The sequence below is a fragment of the Enterococcus sp. AZ196 genome (genome assembly GCF_050498845.1).
In the GTDB taxonomy this organism is placed as follows: Bacteria; Bacillota; Bacilli; order Lactobacillales; family Enterococcaceae; genus Enterococcus_A; species Enterococcus_A murrayae.
Genome location: NZ_JBIPAM010000001.1, coordinates 2,813,910 through 2,831,343 on the forward strand (window position 1 = coordinate 2,813,910; position 17,434 = coordinate 2,831,343).

Here is a 17,434-nt window from a genome sequence, read left to right on the forward strand (position 1 = left end):
GATGACAGCAGAGCAAATGATGGATGATTTCAGTATCGCCGATGTGATTACTGAAGAGTTGATTCAACTAGAAATGAAAGCGAAAACAAAAGAAGAAGCGATTCACGAACTAACCCGCTTATTGATGGCGAATGGAGACATAGAAGATGAAGACCTATTTGCCGCTGATGTTTTCCAGCGAGAAGCAGAAGGGATGACCGGCATTGGCAACAGTATCGCGATCCCTCATGGAAAATCAGACAGTGTGATCAAGACTTCGCTAGTCGTTGGGAAAGCGGCCACACCGATTGAATGGGAATCACTGGATGAAGAGCCGGTTCGAGTGATTATCTTGTTCGCGGTTAAAAATACCGATGCGAACACAATGCATATCAAGCTGCTGCAAAAAGTCGCGATGCTTTTAGCCGATGAAGACTTTATCGAAAATATGGTCAACGCCCAAACAAAGGCGGAAATGATGGAATTGTTATCAAAGGATCCAATGGAAGAAGATTAAAAAGAAAATGGAGGAATAGATGATGAAAATAGTTGGAGTTGCGGCATGTACGTCAGGAATCGCTCATACGTACATCGCTAAGCAAAAGTTGGAAAAGGCCGCCAAAGCATTGGGACATACTGTCCACATCGAAACGCAGGGAACGATCGGTACGGAAGATGAACTAACCATGGAAGAAGTCAAGGAAGCCGATGTCGTCATTATTGCAGCGGATATCAAGATCGGCGGCAAGGACCGTTTTGAAGGCAAAAAGGTGGTGGAAATCCCAACGAGTATGGTGATCAAGGCACCCAAAGGCCTAATCAACAAAATTGAGGAGGAAGTAATGAAGTAAGTTTAAAAATAAGTATCCAAAGAAACACAGAATCATGTGCAATGAAGTTTAGAGGAATGGTATACGGCATGAAAATAGGACTAATTTTTCTGAGGAAAAATGAATTCCTTAATATGAATAAGGCTGCCAGTTCCACTTTTTCCAGTTTGATTCGTAAAAAAATAAGTATCCAAAGCAACACAGAATTATGTGCAATGAAGTATAGAAAAATGAATAAGGAGATGAATAAAATGTTTAAGAAGCTTCAATTGAAAAAGCATGCTTTGACGGCAATCTCGTACATGTTACCGGTTGTTGTTACGGCAGGGTTGTTGATCGCGATCGGAAACTTGACTGGTGGTGGGGTCATTGAGGATTACAAGGCCGCCTATTCGGTTCCAGATGCGTTAGTCTCGCTTGGGGTATTGGGCATGGGATTGCTGGCACCAGTAATTTCAGGTGCGATCGCGTATTCAATTGCAGATCGTCCCGGGATTGGACCAGGATTGTTCATGGGGTTGATCGCTAATTCCATCGGCGCTGGGTTCTTAGGCGGGATGTTAGGTGGTTACTTGGTTGGTTTCTTCGTACTGTTCCTAGTGAAAAACTTGAAGGTGCCAAAATGGGCACAAGGCCTGATGCCGATGATGATCGTACCGCTCTTATCTACTTTGATTATTGGGTTATTGATGTTCTTCGTCATTGGTGTGCCGATTGTTTGGGCAACAGAAGCTTTGACCGATTTCCTCGTTGGCTTGCAGGGCTCAGGCAAGTTCTTGTTTGGTTCGATTGTGGGTGGAATGGCGGCATTCGACTTTGGCGGGCCAGTCAACAAAGTAGCCTCGCTCTTTGCCGATGGTATGTTGCTGGAAGGTGTGCAGGAACCAGAAGCAGTGAAGGTTTTAGCTTCAATGGTACCGCCATTTGGTGTAACGATCTCTTGGGTTCTATCTAAAATCTTCCGTAAACCAAAATATTCAAAAGAAGAACAGGACAATATCAAAATTGCTTTCCCAATGGGTCTTTGTATGATCACAGAGGGTGTCATTCCGATTGCGGCGGTTGATCCATTACGCGTCATCCTATCTTGTACGGTAGGTGCGGCGATTGGTGGCGGCCTGAGCATGTCATGGGGTGTCGGTTCGCCGGTTCCTTCAGGCGGAGTCTTCATTATTCCAGCCATGACGGATCCGTTGAAATTCACGCTAGCCCTATTGATTGGTTCGGCAGTAACTGGGATTTTATTATTCGCACTTAAGAGAGAACCAGTCGAAAATGATATCAAAGACGATGAAGAAGAGGAAGAGGTTGATTTTTCTTCAATCAAGATTTCATAGGACTGGATTAGGAGGAAGTCATTAGATGTATGTTTCGATGAAAGAAATGCTGCAAAAAGCCAATCGTGAAAAGTATGCCGTGATGGCGATCAACTGCTTCAATCTGGAAACGGCTAAGGCTGTGATTGAAGCGGCAGAAGAAATGCGATCTCCCATCATTGTCGATCTGCTGCAGGATCATTTGCAGGATCATTTGGCTATTCGTTATCTGACCCAACCGATCATCCGAATGGCGAATAATGCTAAAGTCGATGTCGCGATCAACCTGGATCACGGTCAAGATGTCGCGTTTGTTAAGCAGTGTCTGCATGAAGGGTTTTCCAGTGTCATGATGGATGCCTCCATGTATCCGTTGGAAGAAAATATTCGGATCACGAAGGCAATGGTGGAATTAGCGCAGGTTTATAGTGCCAGTGTCGAAGCTGAGGTAGGCGATATGGGTGCTGTAGCCGGTGATCATTTTACTAATGATGAGATGTACACCGATCCGGATGATGCGATTCGCTTCATTCAAGAGACTGGCGTTGATTGTCTGGCACTGTCTTATGGCTCAAGTCATGGGGATTATCCAGAAGGGTACGTACCGGATTTTCGTTTCGATATTGTAGAAAAAATCAAGGCGGCGACCAATCTGCCCCTCGTGCTGCACGGCGGATCGGGTGCTGGAGAGAAAAATATTCTCCGTTCGATCGAGTTAGGGATCAATAAAATCAATGTTGGTTCGGATTTTATGAAGGCTCAGAAGGCCGAAGTCCAAAGGCAATTAAAGGACAATCCAGAGGTGGATTATCCAACGCTTGTTCATCAAACGATGGCAGCAGGAAAAGAAGTAGTCAAACGGTATATCGAACTTTCGGGTTCTAAAAATAAAGCATAAGAATGGAGATCAAGTCAAATGTTAATTAATATGAAGCAAATGTTAGAAATCGCCAAGGAAAACAAATTCGCCGTAGGAGCCTTCAATGTCGCTGACAGCAATTTCTTACGTGTCGTCATTGAAGCAGCAGAAGAAAATGATGCGCCGGCAATCATCGCGGTTCACCCAACAGAATTAGATTTCACGAAAGATGAATTTTTCCAATACGCAGTGGCTCGTGCGAAAAATAGTTCCGTGCCATTTGTTATTCACATGGACCACGGAGACAGCTTAGCCAGCATCATGCGCGCTGTCCACTGCGGATTCAGCTCTGTTATGATCGACGGTTCATTACTGCCGTTTGAAGAAAATATCGCGATCACCAAAGAGGTCGTGGATGTTTGTCACAAGATCGGTGTTTCAGTCGAAGGGGAATTAGGAACGATCGGCAATACCGGAACGTCCGTTGAGGGCGGCGTATCAGAAGTCATCTACACAAAACCAGAAGATGCGGCAGAATTTATCGAAAAAACTGGAATCGACACATTGGCAGTCGCGATCGGAACAGCTCACGGAATTTATCCAAAAGACATCAAGCCTGAGTTGAAAATGGATGTATTGGAAGATATCAAAGGCAGAGTCGACATCCCATTGGTTCTTCATGGCGGGTCAGCCAATCCAGATGAAGAAATCGCCAAAGCAGTTCAAATTGGGATTCAAAAGGTCAATATTTCCTCCGACTACAAGTATGCCTTCTACAAAAAATGTCGCGAGATTCTTTCAACGACGGAATTGTGGGACCCAAATGCGATCTATCCAGAATGTATCGATGCAGCCAAAGCAGTCGTAAAACAAAAGATGGAGTTGTTCAACTCGATCGGTCAAGCAGCGGTTTATCGCAAAGAAAATGTTCAGCCTTGGAGACAAGAGCAAAATTAATCAATGGGGCCAAGGGATTTTCCCTTGGCGCTTTTTGTTAGGAGGAAAACCTATTGTATGGAGGAATTGAAGCAGGCGGCACAAAATTTATTTGTGCTGTGGCAGACGAAAAGCTGCGCATAATAGAAAAAATCAGTATAGCGACAACTGATCCGCAAACGACCTTCAATCAAGTGTTTGCTTTTTTTGACCAGTATCCCATTGATGCGCTAGGGATCGGTTCTTTTGGACCAATCGGAATTCAGCCGAGCCAAGAAAATTACGGTCATATCCTAGCAACGCCTAAAGAGGGCTGGACGAATGTAGACTTTCTTGGCCAGCTGAAGCAGCGCTATAAAGTACCTATCGCTTGGACAACCGATGTGAACGCAGCGGCCTTTGGAGAGATAAAACGGGGAGCGGCTCAGGGAAAACGGAGCTGTGTTTATTTAACAATCGGTACTGGGATCGGCGGCGGTGTCGTGATGGATGAAGCGGTTTTTCAAGGCATCAGCCATCCTGAAATGGGGCACCTTTTTATCAAGCGCGATCCAGAGGACACGTATCAGGGAACCTGTCCCTACCACAAAGATTGCTTGGAGGGGCTAGCTGCCGGTCCAGCATTAGCAGCAAGAAGCGGAATCAAGGGAGAAGACCTGCCGCTGGATCATCCGATTTGGGACCTGCAGGCGAACTATCTGGCTCAGGCGTTGATGACGTATACCTTGGTTTTAGCACCAGAGGTCATTGTCTTAGGCGGCGGTGTGATGAATCAGGATCATCTGCTTAAAAAAATCCAGCAGCAATTCACTGAATTAATGGCGGGCTATATGGAGATTCCGCCAGTCGAAGAATATATCATTCGTTGGGGATTGCCCAATGAAAGCGGCGTGATCGGGACATTGATGCTGGCACAAAAGGAACTAGAAGACAAAAATAATCGCAGTCCTTCGTAAATGAAGGGCTGCGATCTTTTTGTCTTCGTTACTTAGCGAGACACCAAATGGGTGAAAGACAATCTTTTACCAAGCAGGATACCTAAGTACCCAGCAGCCGACGCTTTGATCAGTCCCGGCAGGATAAAGGGGATCATGCCTGCTGAAAATGCCGTATTCCATGGCAGACTGCCGCTAAATTTTAGCCATAATGATCCGAAGAATAAGGTAATGAAGGCGCCGATTACGTTCGCGAAGATCGACCAAAAATAATTGAAGCGGGTTCTTTCGATGATTAAGCCGGTGAAATAGGCTTGGAAAATAAACCCGACTAAAAATCCGCCTGTGGGCCCGAAGTAGTTGACGATTCCAGCGGCACCGCCGGCTAAGACCGGCAAGCCGATCATTCCCATCAATAAATAGAACGCAACCGCGAGAGTTCCTGTTTTTTTACCTAGGATGGTTACAACAAAGCCGACAGCGAAGGTCTGCAAGGTTAGTGGGATAGGCCCAAATGGAATGGTGAACTGGGCTAAAATGCTGATAACTGCCGCAAATAATCCGGCTAAAACAATTTCTCGACTGCTTAATTTCAATAGACTCACTCTTTCGTTAACAATGTATTTTATTTTGGTTAACGAAAGTATACTTGATGGTTAACGAGATGTAAAGAAAAAATTGGTACTTAGTAGAACAAAGTAGTTGACAAGCTGGCTACTTAGTTTTACAGTATAGTCGTACTTGATAATACATAGTACTGGAGAGCTAGCCAAATAGAAAACGATGATAGGTTTGAAAATAAAAAGGGAGTGAGTAAGATGCAGGATGTAATTGATGTTGTTGATTTGGAAAAAGCTTTTTCTGATCACAAGGTTTTAGATAAAATCAGCTTTCACGTACCAACGGGAAGTATTTTTGCTTTATTGGGAACGAATGGCTCAGGGAAAACCACCACCGTTAAGATGATGACTACTTTACTGAAGCCGGATAAAGGAAGCATTACGATCGCTGGTTTAAATATTATGGAGCGGCCGCTGGAGGTTCAAAAGGAATTTAGCTTGACTGGCCAATTTGCTGCAGTAGATGAGGTATTAACGGGACGGGAAAATTTAGTTTTGATCGCAAAGCTTCGCCATATGAAAAATTATTCGCAAAAGATCGATGAGCTGTTAACTGAGTTTGATCTGCAAGAAGCAGCCGATCGTCCGACTCAAACTTATTCTGGCGGAATGCGCCGCAAGCTGGATTTAGCGATGAGTTTGATCGATCCGCCAAAGATTCTTTTCCTGGATGAACCAACGACTGGCTTAGATCCGCAGGCGCGAGCGGCCCTTTGGCAAATGATTCGAGCACTGAAAAGGGCGGGTGTGACGATTTTTCTGACGACACAGTATTTAGAAGAAGCGGAACAATTAGCCGACACAGTAGCCATTTTGAATCAGGGGAAAATCGCGATTCAGGGGACTGTCGCCGAAGTGAAGAAGCATTTGCCAAAGGAAACGCTGGAGTTGACCTTCGCAGATGAGGAAACATTAGCCGCAGCTGAAGGACTTGTTGGCGGAAAGATTAATAAGGAGCTGTTGGCGCTCAATGTCGCTACGAACAGCAATGTTGAAAAAATCACCCAGGTCCTGAATCAATTGCAGGAAGCGAAGCTTGAGGTTTTGACCTTTACGCAAAAGCAAGCGTCATTGGATGATGTTTTCTTTATGGTTGTAGAAAATCGAGAGGAGGAAGAAAAATGAACGTATTTTCAGATACGATGGTATTGACTGGGCGAATGATGAAGCATATGACTCGCAGTGTGGATACGATCATGACCGTAGTACTAATGCCGATCATGCTGATGCTGGCATTTATCTATATTTTTGGCGGGGCGATGACCATTCCGCAAGAGACCTATAAAGGCTTTATCGTGCCGGCAATTTTGTTGTTTACGGTTGCCAGCGGTGTTGGATATACGGCTTTTCGGTTAAACACGGATGTTCAAAATGGGATTTTTGAACGATTCCATTCGATGCCGATTGCCAAATCAGCCATATTGAACAGTCATGTGGTAACTAGTGTAATGTTCAATTTTATTTCTGCGATGATTGTGTTGGTAAGCAGTATTTTGATCGGGTTTCGGCCAAAAGCGGATGTTCTGGGGTGGCTCGCGGCACTCCTTCTGCTGCTGGTTGCGACCTATGCACTTTCATGGATTGCGGTGCTGTTTGGCCTGATCGCTAAGAATAATGAGACGGCGATCGCTTTTTCCTATTTGCTGATTGGTTTGCTGTTCATCAGTTCCGGTTTTGTGCCGACAGAAACGCTGCCAAAGGTTTTAAGAGGCTTTGCTGACTACCAGCCGATGACACCGATCATCAATACTCTGCGTTCAATTTTAACGGAGGGTGTGATTCCATCAGACAGTTGGATTGCTTTTGTATGGAGCATTGGCGCGATCGTGATTTTCCAAGTATTATCTATATATGTCTATCGAAAAAAATTACGTTAGCAGCAATTGGGAAGGGTGATAACGGTGAACGGGATTACGGAGATGCTGAAGGGTGTGCTGGAAGGGATGATTTTGGAGATCATTAATCAACATGAGACCTACGGCTATGAGATCACAAATAACTTACAGAAGTACGGATTTGAAGATATTGTGGAAGGAACGGTCTACACGGTTTTACTGCGGTTGGAGAAGAAACAGTTAGTGACCGTCACAAAGAAAAAATCAACGGTCGGTCCAATGCGTAAATTTTATTCATTGAACGAGGCTGGAGAAAAAGAGCTAGAATTATTTTGGCAGCGTTGGGCATTTATTTCTGGCCAAATGGACAAGCTAAAGGAGAGTAAAAAAGAATGACAGATAAAAATCCTTACAACTATTTCAAACAGATGTTTACAGATAAAGCAGAATACAATAAAAAAATGGCCGAACTAAAGGATTTGCCTCAGGAATATCAAGTGGTTTATAAAGAAATCCAAAAATTTTTATGGGAGTTCACAGCAGGTGATGGCATGGATATGCTGCAGCCGATGTATGAGCTGTTGGCTTTCTTCCAAGAAGGGGCAGGCAACAATATTCCAGTGCTGGAGCTAGTCGGCGAGGATGTCGGAGAATTCGCGGAAAATATGCTCCATGAGATCCAAGCGAAGACGCGAATTAATGAATTGAAGCGGAAAATGAACGAACGTGTTGCAAAGGAAATCAATAAAGGAAAATAACTGGGAGCATTGCCAACGGATTCGCTGGCAGTGCTTTTATTTTTTTATAGCCAAGCATTAAAAAAACGAATGTTCTTCGGTTTTAAGTCGTATCTAGACTTTGTACTTTCGTTGGAAGTAGTGGACCGAGTTTTCCTCTAAAATTTAAAATGTAATCAACAAGAGTACGAATTTTAGACAGGGAAGGAATGGACTTAAGAATGAAAAAAATAATTATTGGTATTGGTGTGTTGGTGATTGCGGGGGCAGGTTTTTTTCTCTATCAAAACACCCAAGCAAATGCAAAAGACGAAACCGCAGTGGAGATGTACCAAGTCGCTAAGCAGACGCCGCTGCATTTAAAGGGACAGGTGCAATCAACGAAAAAGCAAACCGTTCTAGTGGATACTGAAAAAGGGCAGGTGCAAACGATTCATGTAAATGAAGGAGATCATGTGACTCAGGGAACGATCCTAGTAACGTATCGCTGGGGAGAGGTCATTCGGGCAGCGAATGATTCCGTCGTAACGGCTTTGAACGAAGATGCAAAAAATGATCCGCAGCAGGCGTTGATGGTCTTGAAGAGCGAAGAATCTGCCATCAAGGGAACGGTAACAGAATACGATCGTTCAAAGGTCGCTTTGAATGAGCCGATCGATATCAAGTATGCAAACAACGAGAAAACAGTGAAGGGCAAGATCACCTCATTAGCGGAAATGAACAATGAACCGGCAAAAGAGGAAAAAACGAGCTTAGTAACCTATAACTTTACAGCAGTTCCAGATGAAGCCATCCCTGTTGGCTATTCAGTAGAGCTATTGATTCCTCGTAATGAAATTCATCTGCCTTTGAAGAGTGTTGAGGAAAAGGCTGGTGAATCCCACGTTTATACAGTTGCTAAAGGCAAGGCTGAAAAACAGGCGGTAACTGTGGAAAAAGGCAACGGCTATTATATTTTACGTGAAGGTCTGAATGAAAATGACAAAATTGTCAAAGATGCGAAAGGCGTCAAGGATGGGATGGATGTGACGGTTGAATGATTGTAATGGAGAATATCAACAAATTTTATACCGCCGATCAAGAACGAATCCACGTCTTAAAAGACATCAGCTTGACGATTGATGAGCACGAGTTTGTGGCAGTAATGGGGCCATCGGGTTCAGGGAAATCGACGTTGATCAATACGATCAGCTTTCTGGATGGTGATTTTGAAGGAAACTATCGCTTTGAAGGACAGGATGCGTATCGGTTCAATGATGAGAAGCTTTCGGCTCTGCGAAATAAATCAGTTGGCTTTGTTTTTCAGGCCTTCCAGCTGATCGATAATAATACGGTGCTGGAAAATGTGGCGCTGCCGCTGCTGTATGGCGGGATGAAGCAAAAGCAGACTAAGCCGTTAGTTATGGAGGCGTTGCGGAAGGTAGGGATCGCGGATAAATACAATAAGCTGCCGAAGCAATTGTCTGGCGGGCAGCAGCAGCGGGTGGCGATCGCGCGGGCAATCGTCGGGAATCCGAAGTTTATCGTGGCGGATGAACCGACCGGGGCGTTAGACAGTCATACTTCAGAAGAAATCATGTCCTTATTCAAACGGTTAAATGAAGAAGAAAAGGTCACGATCCTGATGGTGACCCATGACCCAGAGGCGGCGGCCTACTGCCAGCGGACCATCACGGTGAAGGATGGCGAAGTCTTGGAAGAAGGTGTTTTGCATGCGGTTTAGCGAAGTATGGAAGACTTCTTTTAGAGCAGTCGGGAAAAATAAACGTCGGAGCTTTTTGACCATGATCGGCTTGATCATCGGGGTATCTGCCGTGATCACCGTCTTTTCAATTGGTCGGGCGTTTGAAGACTATGCCTCCGAATTTATTGGGTTGGATCAATTTGATGGCAGTGTCGGGTATACTTATACGCCGCAAAGCGATGAGTTCTATGAAAATGGGCTAAGCGGCTTTACCGAAGAAGATATCAATACAATTGAAAGTATTCCTGGTGTCCAATCGGTTAGCTATTATGACAATTCTCGCAATGGTATCAAATATGCGGATCAAACCTTTGATGCGATCGGCAGTGACGGCCGTTGGAATTGCTTCAAGCTGATGAAGTCTGAGGGCAGCTCTGTCGTTCATGGACGGGGGATTCAGGCGAGTGATTACTACAATGAAAATCCCGTTGTCGTGATCGATCAAACGGCAGCTAAAGCAATCAAGAAGGAAGAACCAGAGTCTTTGATTGGTCAGAGTATCAAAATTGGCGGTCATTTGTTTGAGGTAGTCGGAATTATGAAGGACCGTAACGGTGGTTCGATCGTTTCTACGCAGGAGGATTATGTGGTCGCAGAATTACCGGAAAATGTTTTCGAAAATTATTTTAATTCTGAGGATCGCAACATGATTCAGGTGAAAATGAATCAAACCGCAAATGTAAAAAGTGTTTCAAAAGAAGCGGAGGAAACACTGAAGAAATATGGTACCTGGAAAGAGCTGGGCAGTTATAAGACGGAGGATTTGGCAGGTCAGGTGGATCAATTGCGGATGCTGCTGACCAGCATCACCTTGCTGATCTCAGTGATCGGCGGTATCTCTCTGTTCATCTCAGGGATCGGAGTCATGAACATGATCTACATCTCCGTATCGGAACGGACTAAAGAAATCGGCGTTAGACGTGCAATGGGCGGAACTAAAGGCAATATTATGATGCAGTTCTTACTAGAGGGGATCTCATTGACATTAGTCGGCGGAACGATCGGATATTTGATCGCGATGCTGCTAGGCTTTGCCATCAGTATGTTCACCCCGCTGTCGGTGCGACCAGATCTATTTACAGTGACGCTGGCCTTTGGCTTGTCAGTTGTGATCGGGATCGTCTTTAGCTGGCTGCCGGCAAAAAGTGCGGCGAAGAAGGATATCGTCTCCTTGCTGCGCTGATCAAAGAATAGAATTAATGGGCAAGAAGATGATGCTGTCACTCTTCTTGCCTCTTTTTTTCTGCAAAATTTCCAAGGGAAAAAAACGAACTACTCATTTCTTTAATCAAAACGTCGTAAATTGGGTAGAGAAATAACGGAAATACTATGGATTTTTTGCTATTTTAGTTATATTTTTGATTTGTAAGTTTTAGCAGGTTTGAAAATGAAAGCGGATTTTTAAAAATAAATGGAACCTATTATCGGGAAATGGAGTGGAGAATATGCAAACTCAAAGACTGGGACAAAGACAGCTGTTCACTATGCTGAGGGGCAACCTTGAAAAAAGAATGATCAAGCAATACAACGAGACGAGGGATGTTTCCTCTGTGATCGAATACGCGGTCGCGATTCTTGTAAGGCATGCTTTGGTGGTCGCTGATTTTTCTTTTATGTGTCGGGATTTAATAAGAGAGCTGTTCTTGACCGCGGCTCCTTGTGCTGCACTGCGTCGTTTTAGTGTGTTTTTTGAAGACTATTTTGAATCAGAGGAGTGGGCGGCAGTCGTTGCCAGACTCTATAAAAATGAAGATGATTACCTTGCCATTACCGAGGAAGCTCGTTTATATAGAAAGTACTTGGAGGATAAGGATCCGACTAGAACAGACGGATTGGCTGATCACCAATTCATCCTTAAATCAATTTTTAAAGGAGGGAATGGCCGAAAGCATACATGGCTATTGAAGGATGCCCATCCAACCAAGAATCTCGAAGAAATTGCGGGAGCATTGCAGATTCTTCCCTTGCTGAGCATTTTTGAGACGAATGGGGTGCGGAAATTTACTGAGTTCGTTGATTTTCTCCGCTATGCCAACATACCTGATCTGCATTATGCAAAAGTTCAGGAAGAGCAGGCGGAATCTGTTGCGGAAGCTCCGGTGAAAGCTGAAGCCAAAGCAGAGAATAAAAAGATGGATACACCGCAAGCGCCGCAGACGGCAGAGTCAGTCAAAAAGGCTAAAAAGGACGTACCAGAAGTAAAACATAATGAGCTCAAAGAACTGCCAGCGACAGCCTCGTCTGATTTGCCGCTAACGAAAGACAGTGTTCCACCGGAGCGGAGAAGAGGGGGCAAAACAGTTCTAGAAGAGGTTTCAGAAGCACCGGAGTCGGCCGATCAGGACTTGCCGCCAGAAAAAGCACCTCGCGGTGACTCGCAAAATACGTGGCAGAAGCTATTCGCCATGGGGGGCCGAAAAAGTAAAGAAAGCTCTTTTGGCAAAAGCATAGAACAGATAGAAAAAGAGCGAGATGAACGAAAGAAAGAACGAAGACTCACCAAGATTATAGGACGCAGAGGGAAAGGTTGAGGAAGATGACCCAATTAGTAGGAACATTTAAAAACGGAGAAAACAAGACACATAGATGGAGCTTCGGCGAGTGGCGCTCCGATCAGTCGCCTAGGGTGATCCAACAGGAGTTGGAGCGCTTGACCGAATTAGCTATCCTTGATGAAGCGGGCATTGAGATTTTTAAAACAGTCGTTGCTGCCGCTTTTGTCCAAACCACGGAAACGGTAATTTTTGGCTTAGAAAGTGAGCCGAGAGAAGAGGATACGGAGGACGAGCTTCAGCAAACGATTGAAGAGCTGTTACCAAAGGAAGCAAAGGGGCAAAAACTGACCTTAACAGAGCAGATCGATCTGCTTTTTGCTCATCAACCGTCTGGATCTCGTTTAAAGGGATTTCGTTTTGAAGCATTGGAGGATTTTCAGATCGAGGAATCGGACGGTCAGCTGCAGGTGATTTTGCGCCGATCGCCAAATGTCCTGTTGTAAAAAGATAAAGCGTTTTATATACTTTAGTAAGGGGCAAGATCGAGAAAGAGGGGAGGGAGTATTTTGACTATTCAACGGTGATTATGAGTAACACTCTGCCTTAGAGTCTCTAAGAATGTGAATTCAAAATTCTCCTCTCCAGCGAACCTTCTTTGCTTGTAATTGTGATTGTTTTCACCTTTGAAGTCGTTTGAGAGCATACGGGAGTATGTTTCTTTTTGCTGCGCAAAAAAGATGGAGAATCCTGGGCTTCGACAGGAATGTTGGGGTCGACAAAAAAATGACAAATGAATGGAGAAAACAATGAAGAAAATAATTATTGGCTTATTAGCGTTGGTCACTTTAGGTTTGGCTGGCTGCGGCGGCAGCGATGAACCGACTGATTCCAGCAAATCAGCGAAGAAGGACAGTACCCCATTTACTGGTGAATACATCGTGAATGCAGATTATGTGAAGAAAAACTTGGATGATATTATTTTAGTGGATGCACGAGGCGAAGAAGAAGCAGGCAAAGGTACGGTCAAAGGGGCAACAGCGATCGGTTGGCAGCAATTGGCATCGGTGGAAGAGGGCGCTTCAGGTGATGAAAAGTGGGGCTTGGTTCTAGAGCCGGCTGAGCTGGGCAAACGATTAGGCGAAAAAGGGATCGCGAAGGATAAAGAAGTCGTATTGTTTGCCAGTGCGCAAAAAGGCTGGGGTGATGATGGACGAATCGCTTGGGAGCTGTTAGCGGCTGGATACAAGGATGTCAAAATCGTTGATGGCGGATTTGCGGCATTGAAAAAAGCGGGTCTTAAAACAGATGTAGAAAGTACCAAGCTAGATCCTGTAGACGTTAAAATTGATTCGATCGATCAGAAGCATATTATTCGGACCGATGAATTGAAGAAAGATTATGACGACTACAAAATCGTCGATGTTCGTGAAGACAAGGAATACAAAGGCGATGTTTTATACGGAGAGGCTAAGGGCGGACACCTGCCCGATGCGATCCACATTCGCTTTACGGATTTGTTTAACAAGGATGGTATGCTGAAGAGCAATAAAGAACTGACGAAGCTTTTTGAGGATGCTGGTTTAGCCAAAGAGGATAAGATTGTCACGTATTGTACCGCCGGGATCCGTTCAGCTTATATGGAATTAGTGATGGATATGTGCGGCTTCAAGCAAGTAAAAAATTATGACGGCTCGTATTATCGTTGGGCAAAAGTCGAGGATGTTGAAAAATAATGTCTAAATTAAATAAACGTACACTTGCTCGTCTTCTATTACTTCTGGTTCTATTACTGGCAGTGATTGGTTTTTACTTTATTCCGGGAGTCCGCTCAAAGGTCACACAGGTCATGATGCTGTTTAGCTCCATGAGTGTGGATAGTATCGTCGGCTATTTGCGTTCCTTTGGTGTTTGGGCAGTAGTAATTTCCTTTCTGCTGATGATGTTTCAATCGATCATCGCTCCGTTGCCTGCCTTTTTGATCACATTTGCCAACGCAGCAGTTTTTGGCTGGTGGCAAGGAGCGCTGCTTTCCTGGACGAGCGCGATGGCAGGTGCATTGGTCTGCTTTTATATCGCACGGATTGCAGGACGAGATCTGGTGGAACGTTTGAATAAGAATTTTTCGCTAGAGACATTGGATGCGTATTTTGACCGTTATGGCAAGCATACGATTTTGATTTGTCGGCTGCTGCCGTTTATCTCTTTTGATTTTATCAGCTATGCGGCAGGGTTGACGGCGATCAAGCCGCTGCCATTTCTGATCGCAACAGGGATCGGGCAATTGCCGGCGACAGTCGTTTATTCTTATGTCGGCAGTAACTTGACCGGCAGCACGAAGACCATTTTGTTTGGTTTATTGAGTATGTTCGCTTTGTTTATCGCCGTCTATGTTTTCAAGCAGATCTACCAGAGCAGACAAGAAAAGACGAACAAGTAAAAAAACAGGTTCCCATCTCAATCATTGAAATGGGAACCTGTTTTGTTTAAAGACTGGCGTCAGCTGCTGCAGCTGGCGTTTTTGCTTCGTTTTCATTGTGCTGCTCTACGTAGTGATTGTACAGCGTATCCAAGAATTGGATCTCAGTCACATTTTGGTATGGCATGATGTAGAAATTTGTCAGTTGGAAGACTGCGATCAAGTTCCAGAAGAAGAAGGAATAACGCAGAATCAAAAATTCCATTTTGTACCCATGCATGATTTGACGGCTTAACAGGATCGCATCTGAAGCGCTCAAGGTGTCATCCTTTTCCAACAGATAGTTGGTCATGGCGTAAGACGCGCTTTTTACGATACCCGGGATGACAAAAAGCAGTGACCACAGGAAGGTGTAGATCGCAATCAGGATATTTGCTTTCAGCACGCGATTTTTTTGCGCTTTAATGAAATAAGCAAAAATCTGTAAGCCGTCTGCGCGGTTGCCTCTTAACGTATGGATCGCACACCACTGCAAAACAGCGGTAGATAAAGCTGCAACTAAAAACATCAGAACTAAAGCCGCGATCATTACTAAAAACCATAAAAAGAGCGAAGCGCCAGAAAATGGTCGAGTGTAGCTGTAGCCATAGTCGTAATAGCCAGAGTAATCATAAGGATTAAATAAGTTCAATAGACTGTTGGTAAAAAAGCGAACATACGCGAATCGGAAAATGAAACCTGCAACGATATTTGCACCGATCAATAAAAGGATCGTCTTGCACCATTCGCCGTATCTGCCGGATAATTTCTTTTGAGCGTGCTTTTTGATCTCTGCTCGTGTGACATTCAAGCCCTCAGCTTTTTCTAATTCTAATTCAAACTGTTCGTTGCTAGTTACTTGAACGAAGGGTTCCTGACTGCCATTTTCATTCGGCACCTCTTGTTCTAAGTTATAACCGCAGCTCGGACAGAACTTCGCCTCTGTTCGTAATTCCGCACCGCAATTGGGACAATATTTCATTTCTCCACCCTTTTCCTTTTTTCATTCAATTTCATCTAATAATTATCATTGATAAGATAACGTTCGTCAACAGCTTATCGATAAAAGAATTTAAAGCCGCAGTATGATGAATAGACTTTACTCTTTTGGGGCTTTGGATTATGCTTTAGTAAAGTTATCTTTACTAGGAGCGAAAGAATTGAGCGTTGTAAACCATATTCGAAAAATAAGAGAAGAAAAAAAGATACCGCAAAAAGAAATGGCGAGGGTGTTGGAAGTCTCGCGCCAGACAATGACTGCGATCGAAAAAGGAAAGTATAATCCCAGCTTGGAGCTCTCGTTGAAGATCGCAGCTTATTTTGATATGCCGTTTGATGAGATATTCTATTTAGAAGAAGGGAAGGGGTAGTAAGTGGGATTTTTTCGTGTGTTAGGAGTAAACAGTTTTATAAGTTGGGTCCTACTGATTTTTGGATTATTATCGATGTATGCCATGGGCTCTTCGCTCTATTTTTTACACAAAGAGATTTTCAAAAAGAACGATGAGCTGGTAAGAAAAATCGTCTTTGATTCCATGGCGATGAGCTTTGTCCTAGTCATGCTGCTGCATATTATTCAAATGATTATCCGCATCGTGCATTTTCAACGTACTGGTCAGGATATCAATTTAGTGGTGACGCCGGGCTTAGCGATCTATCAGCTGGGGGATCCCTCGCTGCACCTCGAGTCTTTTGGTGTGGATATGGGGATCTTTGCGCTGTGTCTTTTCGCCAATCGATTGCGGTACCGGGTTTAGGGAGAAATAAGCAGTAAAAGGGATTCAGAAAAAATGATAAGACGCATTAAATGGCACCCGCACGCTTGCTAACGAAGCTGCGGGTGTTGTTGCAGGCGTAAATACTAAGAATTCTTTTTTCTTAAAAAACAAAAAAAATTACCGCTTTCATTTCTGGGACAATATGATAAACTAGAGTTTGTTCTCATATAAGAACCTTTTATCAAGATAGGTGGTAAGCAACTTGGAAAAACAAAAAAAGATGACGCAATCAGAAAAAATTATGAATCAAATTGCTGATAGGATCATCTCTGGGGAACTAAAGCCGGGAGAGAAGCTGCCCAATGAGCGTTCTTTATCGCTTCAGCTGGGGGTCACAAGAGGACAAGTCAGAGAAGCGCTGAGAGCACTTTCCTTAGTTGGTTTGGTAGTTATAAAGCCCAGTGATGGGACCTTTGTTTCAGATGCTGAACAGCCGGTACCTGAAAATTCGCTCTCATGGATCTTTCAGCGGGAGCTGCATGATCAAGAGGAGCTCTATCATGCGAGGAAGCTGATCGAGACAGATGTGGTCAAACTGGCCTTTACTCATGCCACAAAGGAAAATCTTGAAAAATTAGAAAGCATTACCCAAAAGATGGTAGATGCTGCATCAGAAAATAAGACAGTTGCAGAGTACAATGAACTGCTTGAAGAGTTTGATTCATTTATGGGCAGGATCTGCGGCAGCAGAATCATGGAGAAGCTGATGCAGACGATTATTTTAATCAGAAGAGAAAGTGCCTTGAATATTTTAGAGGTGCCCGGTGCGATTGAAAACAGTATTCACTATCGGCAAAAAATTGAACGTGCTTTTGTTGAAAGAGATCGGAAAAAGCTCACCTATTCATTGAATGAATTTTATAGCAAGTCCAAACAATACGTTGATAAAATGACAAAAGAAAAGTAGGGAGTCAA

At 44.0% G+C, this 17,434-nt stretch carries 22 protein-coding genes; 20 read left to right on the forward strand and 2 right to left on the reverse strand.

The annotated features are described in order from the left end of the window. The first annotated feature begins 1 nt into the window (after window position 1). From IGI67_RS13530 to IGI67_RS13555, 6 genes are all read left to right on the forward strand, one after another. Window positions 2-496 (forward strand): PTS sugar transporter subunit IIA, encoded by a 495-nt coding sequence (locus IGI67_RS13530; protein ID WP_429958051.1) that lies wholly within the window; start codon window positions 2-4, stop codon window positions 494-496. 22 nt (window positions 497-518) lie between these two features. Beyond that, a complete protein-coding gene (locus IGI67_RS13535; RefSeq protein WP_429958647.1) occupies window positions 519-830 on the forward strand; it encodes a PTS fructose transporter subunit IIB in 312 nt (103 codons plus the stop codon). 230 nt (window positions 831-1,060) lie between these two features. Continuing rightward, window positions 1,061-2,146, forward strand: a complete 1,086-nt coding sequence (locus tag IGI67_RS13540) for a PTS fructose transporter subunit IIC (protein WP_207107236.1) — start codon at window positions 1,061-1,063, stop codon at window positions 2,144-2,146. Window positions 2,147-2,171: 25 nt separating this feature from the next. Further along, window positions 2,172-3,023: a class II fructose-bisphosphate aldolase gene (locus tag IGI67_RS13545; protein ID WP_207107237.1), complete on the forward strand. Its 852-nt coding sequence runs from the start codon at window positions 2,172-2,174 to the stop codon at window positions 3,021-3,023. An 18-nt stretch (window positions 3,024-3,041) separates the two neighbouring features. Continuing rightward, entirely contained in the window at window positions 3,042-3,941 is a 900-nt protein-coding gene (locus tag IGI67_RS13550) for a ketose-bisphosphate aldolase (protein WP_429958052.1), read from the forward strand. Window positions 3,942-3,994: 53 nt separating this feature from the next. Then, the gene (locus IGI67_RS13555) at window positions 3,995-4,876 is read left to right on the forward strand and encodes an ROK family protein (protein WP_429958053.1); all 882 of its coding nucleotides are present in this window, start codon (window positions 3,995-3,997) and stop codon (window positions 4,874-4,876) included. Window positions 4,877-4,908: 32 nt separating this feature from the next. Here IGI67_RS13555 and IGI67_RS13560 read toward each other — a convergent pair whose 3' ends face one another. Further along, window positions 4,909-5,451 carry a biotin transporter BioY gene (locus IGI67_RS13560; protein ID WP_429958054.1) on the reverse strand — a complete coding sequence of 181 codons (543 nt, stop codon included), beginning with the start codon at window positions 5,449-5,451 and terminating at the stop codon, window positions 4,909-4,911. Window positions 5,452-5,673: 222 nt separating this feature from the next. On the opposite strand from IGI67_RS13560, the gene IGI67_RS13565 reads away from it, so the two are divergent. From IGI67_RS13565 to IGI67_RS13615, 11 genes are all read left to right on the forward strand, one after another. Then, window positions 5,674-6,600 (forward strand): ATP-binding cassette domain-containing protein, encoded by a 927-nt coding sequence (locus IGI67_RS13565; protein ID WP_429958055.1) that lies wholly within the window; start codon window positions 5,674-5,676, stop codon window positions 6,598-6,600. Next, window positions 6,597-7,352: an ABC transporter permease gene (locus IGI67_RS13570; RefSeq protein ID WP_207107242.1), complete on the forward strand. Its 756-nt coding sequence runs from the start codon at window positions 6,597-6,599 to the stop codon at window positions 7,350-7,352. The genes IGI67_RS13565 and IGI67_RS13570 overlap by 4 nt, the downstream gene beginning before the upstream one ends. Window positions 7,353-7,376: 24 nt before the next feature. Then, window positions 7,377-7,706, forward strand: a complete 330-nt coding sequence (locus IGI67_RS13575; protein WP_207107243.1) for a helix-turn-helix transcriptional regulator — start codon at window positions 7,377-7,379, stop codon at window positions 7,704-7,706. Continuing rightward, the gene (locus IGI67_RS13580; protein ID WP_207107244.1) at window positions 7,703-8,068 is read left to right on the forward strand and encodes a DUF1048 domain-containing protein; all 366 of its coding nucleotides are present in this window, start codon (window positions 7,703-7,705) and stop codon (window positions 8,066-8,068) included. Before IGI67_RS13575 ends, IGI67_RS13580 begins: the two co-directional genes overlap by 4 nt. Before the next feature lie 200 nt (window positions 8,069-8,268). After that, entirely contained in the window at window positions 8,269-9,087 is an 819-nt protein-coding gene (locus tag IGI67_RS13585; protein WP_207107245.1) for an efflux RND transporter periplasmic adaptor subunit, read from the forward strand. Beyond that, a complete protein-coding gene (locus tag IGI67_RS13590) occupies window positions 9,084-9,770 on the forward strand; it encodes an ABC transporter ATP-binding protein (RefSeq protein WP_207107246.1) in 687 nt (228 codons plus the stop codon). Before IGI67_RS13585 ends, IGI67_RS13590 begins: the two co-directional genes overlap by 4 nt. Then, the gene (locus IGI67_RS13595) at window positions 9,760-10,974 is read left to right on the forward strand and encodes an ABC transporter permease (RefSeq protein WP_207107247.1); all 1,215 of its coding nucleotides are present in this window, start codon (window positions 9,760-9,762) and stop codon (window positions 10,972-10,974) included. The genes IGI67_RS13590 and IGI67_RS13595 overlap by 11 nt, the downstream gene beginning before the upstream one ends. Before the next feature lie 262 nt (window positions 10,975-11,236). Next, a complete protein-coding gene (locus tag IGI67_RS13600; RefSeq protein WP_207107248.1) occupies window positions 11,237-12,322 on the forward strand; it encodes a hypothetical protein in 1,086 nt (361 codons plus the stop codon). Next, window positions 12,319-12,789 carry a hypothetical protein gene (locus IGI67_RS13605; RefSeq protein WP_429958056.1) on the forward strand — a complete coding sequence of 157 codons (471 nt, stop codon included), beginning with the start codon at window positions 12,319-12,321 and terminating at the stop codon, window positions 12,787-12,789. The genes IGI67_RS13600 and IGI67_RS13605 overlap by 4 nt, the downstream gene beginning before the upstream one ends. 303 nt (window positions 12,790-13,092) lie before the next feature. Next, entirely contained in the window at window positions 13,093-14,019 is a 927-nt protein-coding gene (locus tag IGI67_RS13610) for a sulfurtransferase (protein ID WP_429958057.1), read from the forward strand. After that, window positions 14,019-14,723 carry a TVP38/TMEM64 family protein gene (locus IGI67_RS13615; RefSeq protein ID WP_207107251.1) on the forward strand — a complete coding sequence of 235 codons (705 nt, stop codon included), beginning with the start codon at window positions 14,019-14,021 and terminating at the stop codon, window positions 14,721-14,723. The genes IGI67_RS13610 and IGI67_RS13615 overlap by 1 nt, the downstream gene beginning before the upstream one ends. Window positions 14,724-14,769: 46 nt before the next feature. Here the strand turns inward: IGI67_RS13615 and IGI67_RS13620 are convergent, their stop codons facing one another. Beyond that, window positions 14,770-15,723, reverse strand: coding sequence for a DUF975 family protein (locus IGI67_RS13620; protein WP_429958058.1), 954 nt, complete (start codon window positions 15,721-15,723; stop codon window positions 14,770-14,772). 178 nt (window positions 15,724-15,901) lie between these two features. Between IGI67_RS13620 and IGI67_RS13625 the strand changes: the two genes are divergently transcribed. The 3 genes from IGI67_RS13625 (at window position 15,902) to IGI67_RS13635 (ending at window position 17,426) form a co-directional block, all read left to right on the forward strand. Next, complete coding sequence (locus IGI67_RS13625; RefSeq protein WP_429958059.1) at window positions 15,902-16,111, forward strand: helix-turn-helix transcriptional regulator; 210 nt, start codon at window positions 15,902-15,904, stop codon at window positions 16,109-16,111. 3 nt (window positions 16,112-16,114) lie between these two features. Then, window positions 16,115-16,498: a hypothetical protein gene (locus IGI67_RS13630; RefSeq protein WP_429958060.1), complete on the forward strand. Its 384-nt coding sequence runs from the start codon at window positions 16,115-16,117 to the stop codon at window positions 16,496-16,498. 223 nt (window positions 16,499-16,721) lie between these two features. Continuing rightward, window positions 16,722-17,426, forward strand: a complete 705-nt coding sequence (locus IGI67_RS13635) for a FadR/GntR family transcriptional regulator (protein WP_429958061.1) — start codon at window positions 16,722-16,724, stop codon at window positions 17,424-17,426. Window positions 17,427-17,434: the final 8 nt, after the last annotated feature.

Coding starts and splice junctions, on each gene's coding strand:
- IGI67_RS13530 (WP_429958051.1), top strand. CDS start 2: ATGACAGCAGAGCAAATGATGGATGATTTCAGTATCGCCGATGTGATT.
- IGI67_RS13590 (WP_207107246.1), top strand. CDS start 9,084: ATGATTGTAATGGAGAATATCAACAAATTTTATACCGCCGATCAAGAA.
- IGI67_RS13580 (WP_207107244.1), top strand. CDS start 7,703: ATGACAGATAAAAATCCTTACAACTATTTCAAACAGATGTTTACAGAT.
- IGI67_RS13615 (WP_207107251.1), top strand. CDS start 14,019: ATGTCTAAATTAAATAAACGTACACTTGCTCGTCTTCTATTACTTCTG.
- IGI67_RS13565 (WP_429958055.1), top strand. CDS start 5,674: ATGCAGGATGTAATTGATGTTGTTGATTTGGAAAAAGCTTTTTCTGAT.
- IGI67_RS13540 (WP_207107236.1), top strand. CDS start 1,061: ATGTTTAAGAAGCTTCAATTGAAAAAGCATGCTTTGACGGCAATCTCG.
- IGI67_RS13595 (WP_207107247.1), top strand. CDS start 9,760: ATGCGGTTTAGCGAAGTATGGAAGACTTCTTTTAGAGCAGTCGGGAAA.
- IGI67_RS13620 (WP_429958058.1), bottom strand. CDS start 15,723: ATGAAATATTGTCCCAATTGCGGTGCGGAATTACGAACAGAGGCGAAG.
- IGI67_RS13600 (WP_207107248.1), top strand. CDS start 11,237: ATGCAAACTCAAAGACTGGGACAAAGACAGCTGTTCACTATGCTGAGG.
- IGI67_RS13610 (WP_429958057.1), top strand. CDS start 13,093: ATGAAGAAAATAATTATTGGCTTATTAGCGTTGGTCACTTTAGGTTTG.
- IGI67_RS13550 (WP_429958052.1), top strand. CDS start 3,042: ATGTTAATTAATATGAAGCAAATGTTAGAAATCGCCAAGGAAAACAAA.
- IGI67_RS13570 (WP_207107242.1), top strand. CDS start 6,597: ATGAACGTATTTTCAGATACGATGGTATTGACTGGGCGAATGATGAAG.
- IGI67_RS13585 (WP_207107245.1), top strand. CDS start 8,269: ATGAAAAAAATAATTATTGGTATTGGTGTGTTGGTGATTGCGGGGGCA.
- IGI67_RS13535 (WP_429958647.1), top strand. CDS start 519: ATGAAAATAGTTGGAGTTGCGGCATGTACGTCAGGAATCGCTCATACG.
- IGI67_RS13545 (WP_207107237.1), top strand. CDS start 2,172: ATGTATGTTTCGATGAAAGAAATGCTGCAAAAAGCCAATCGTGAAAAG.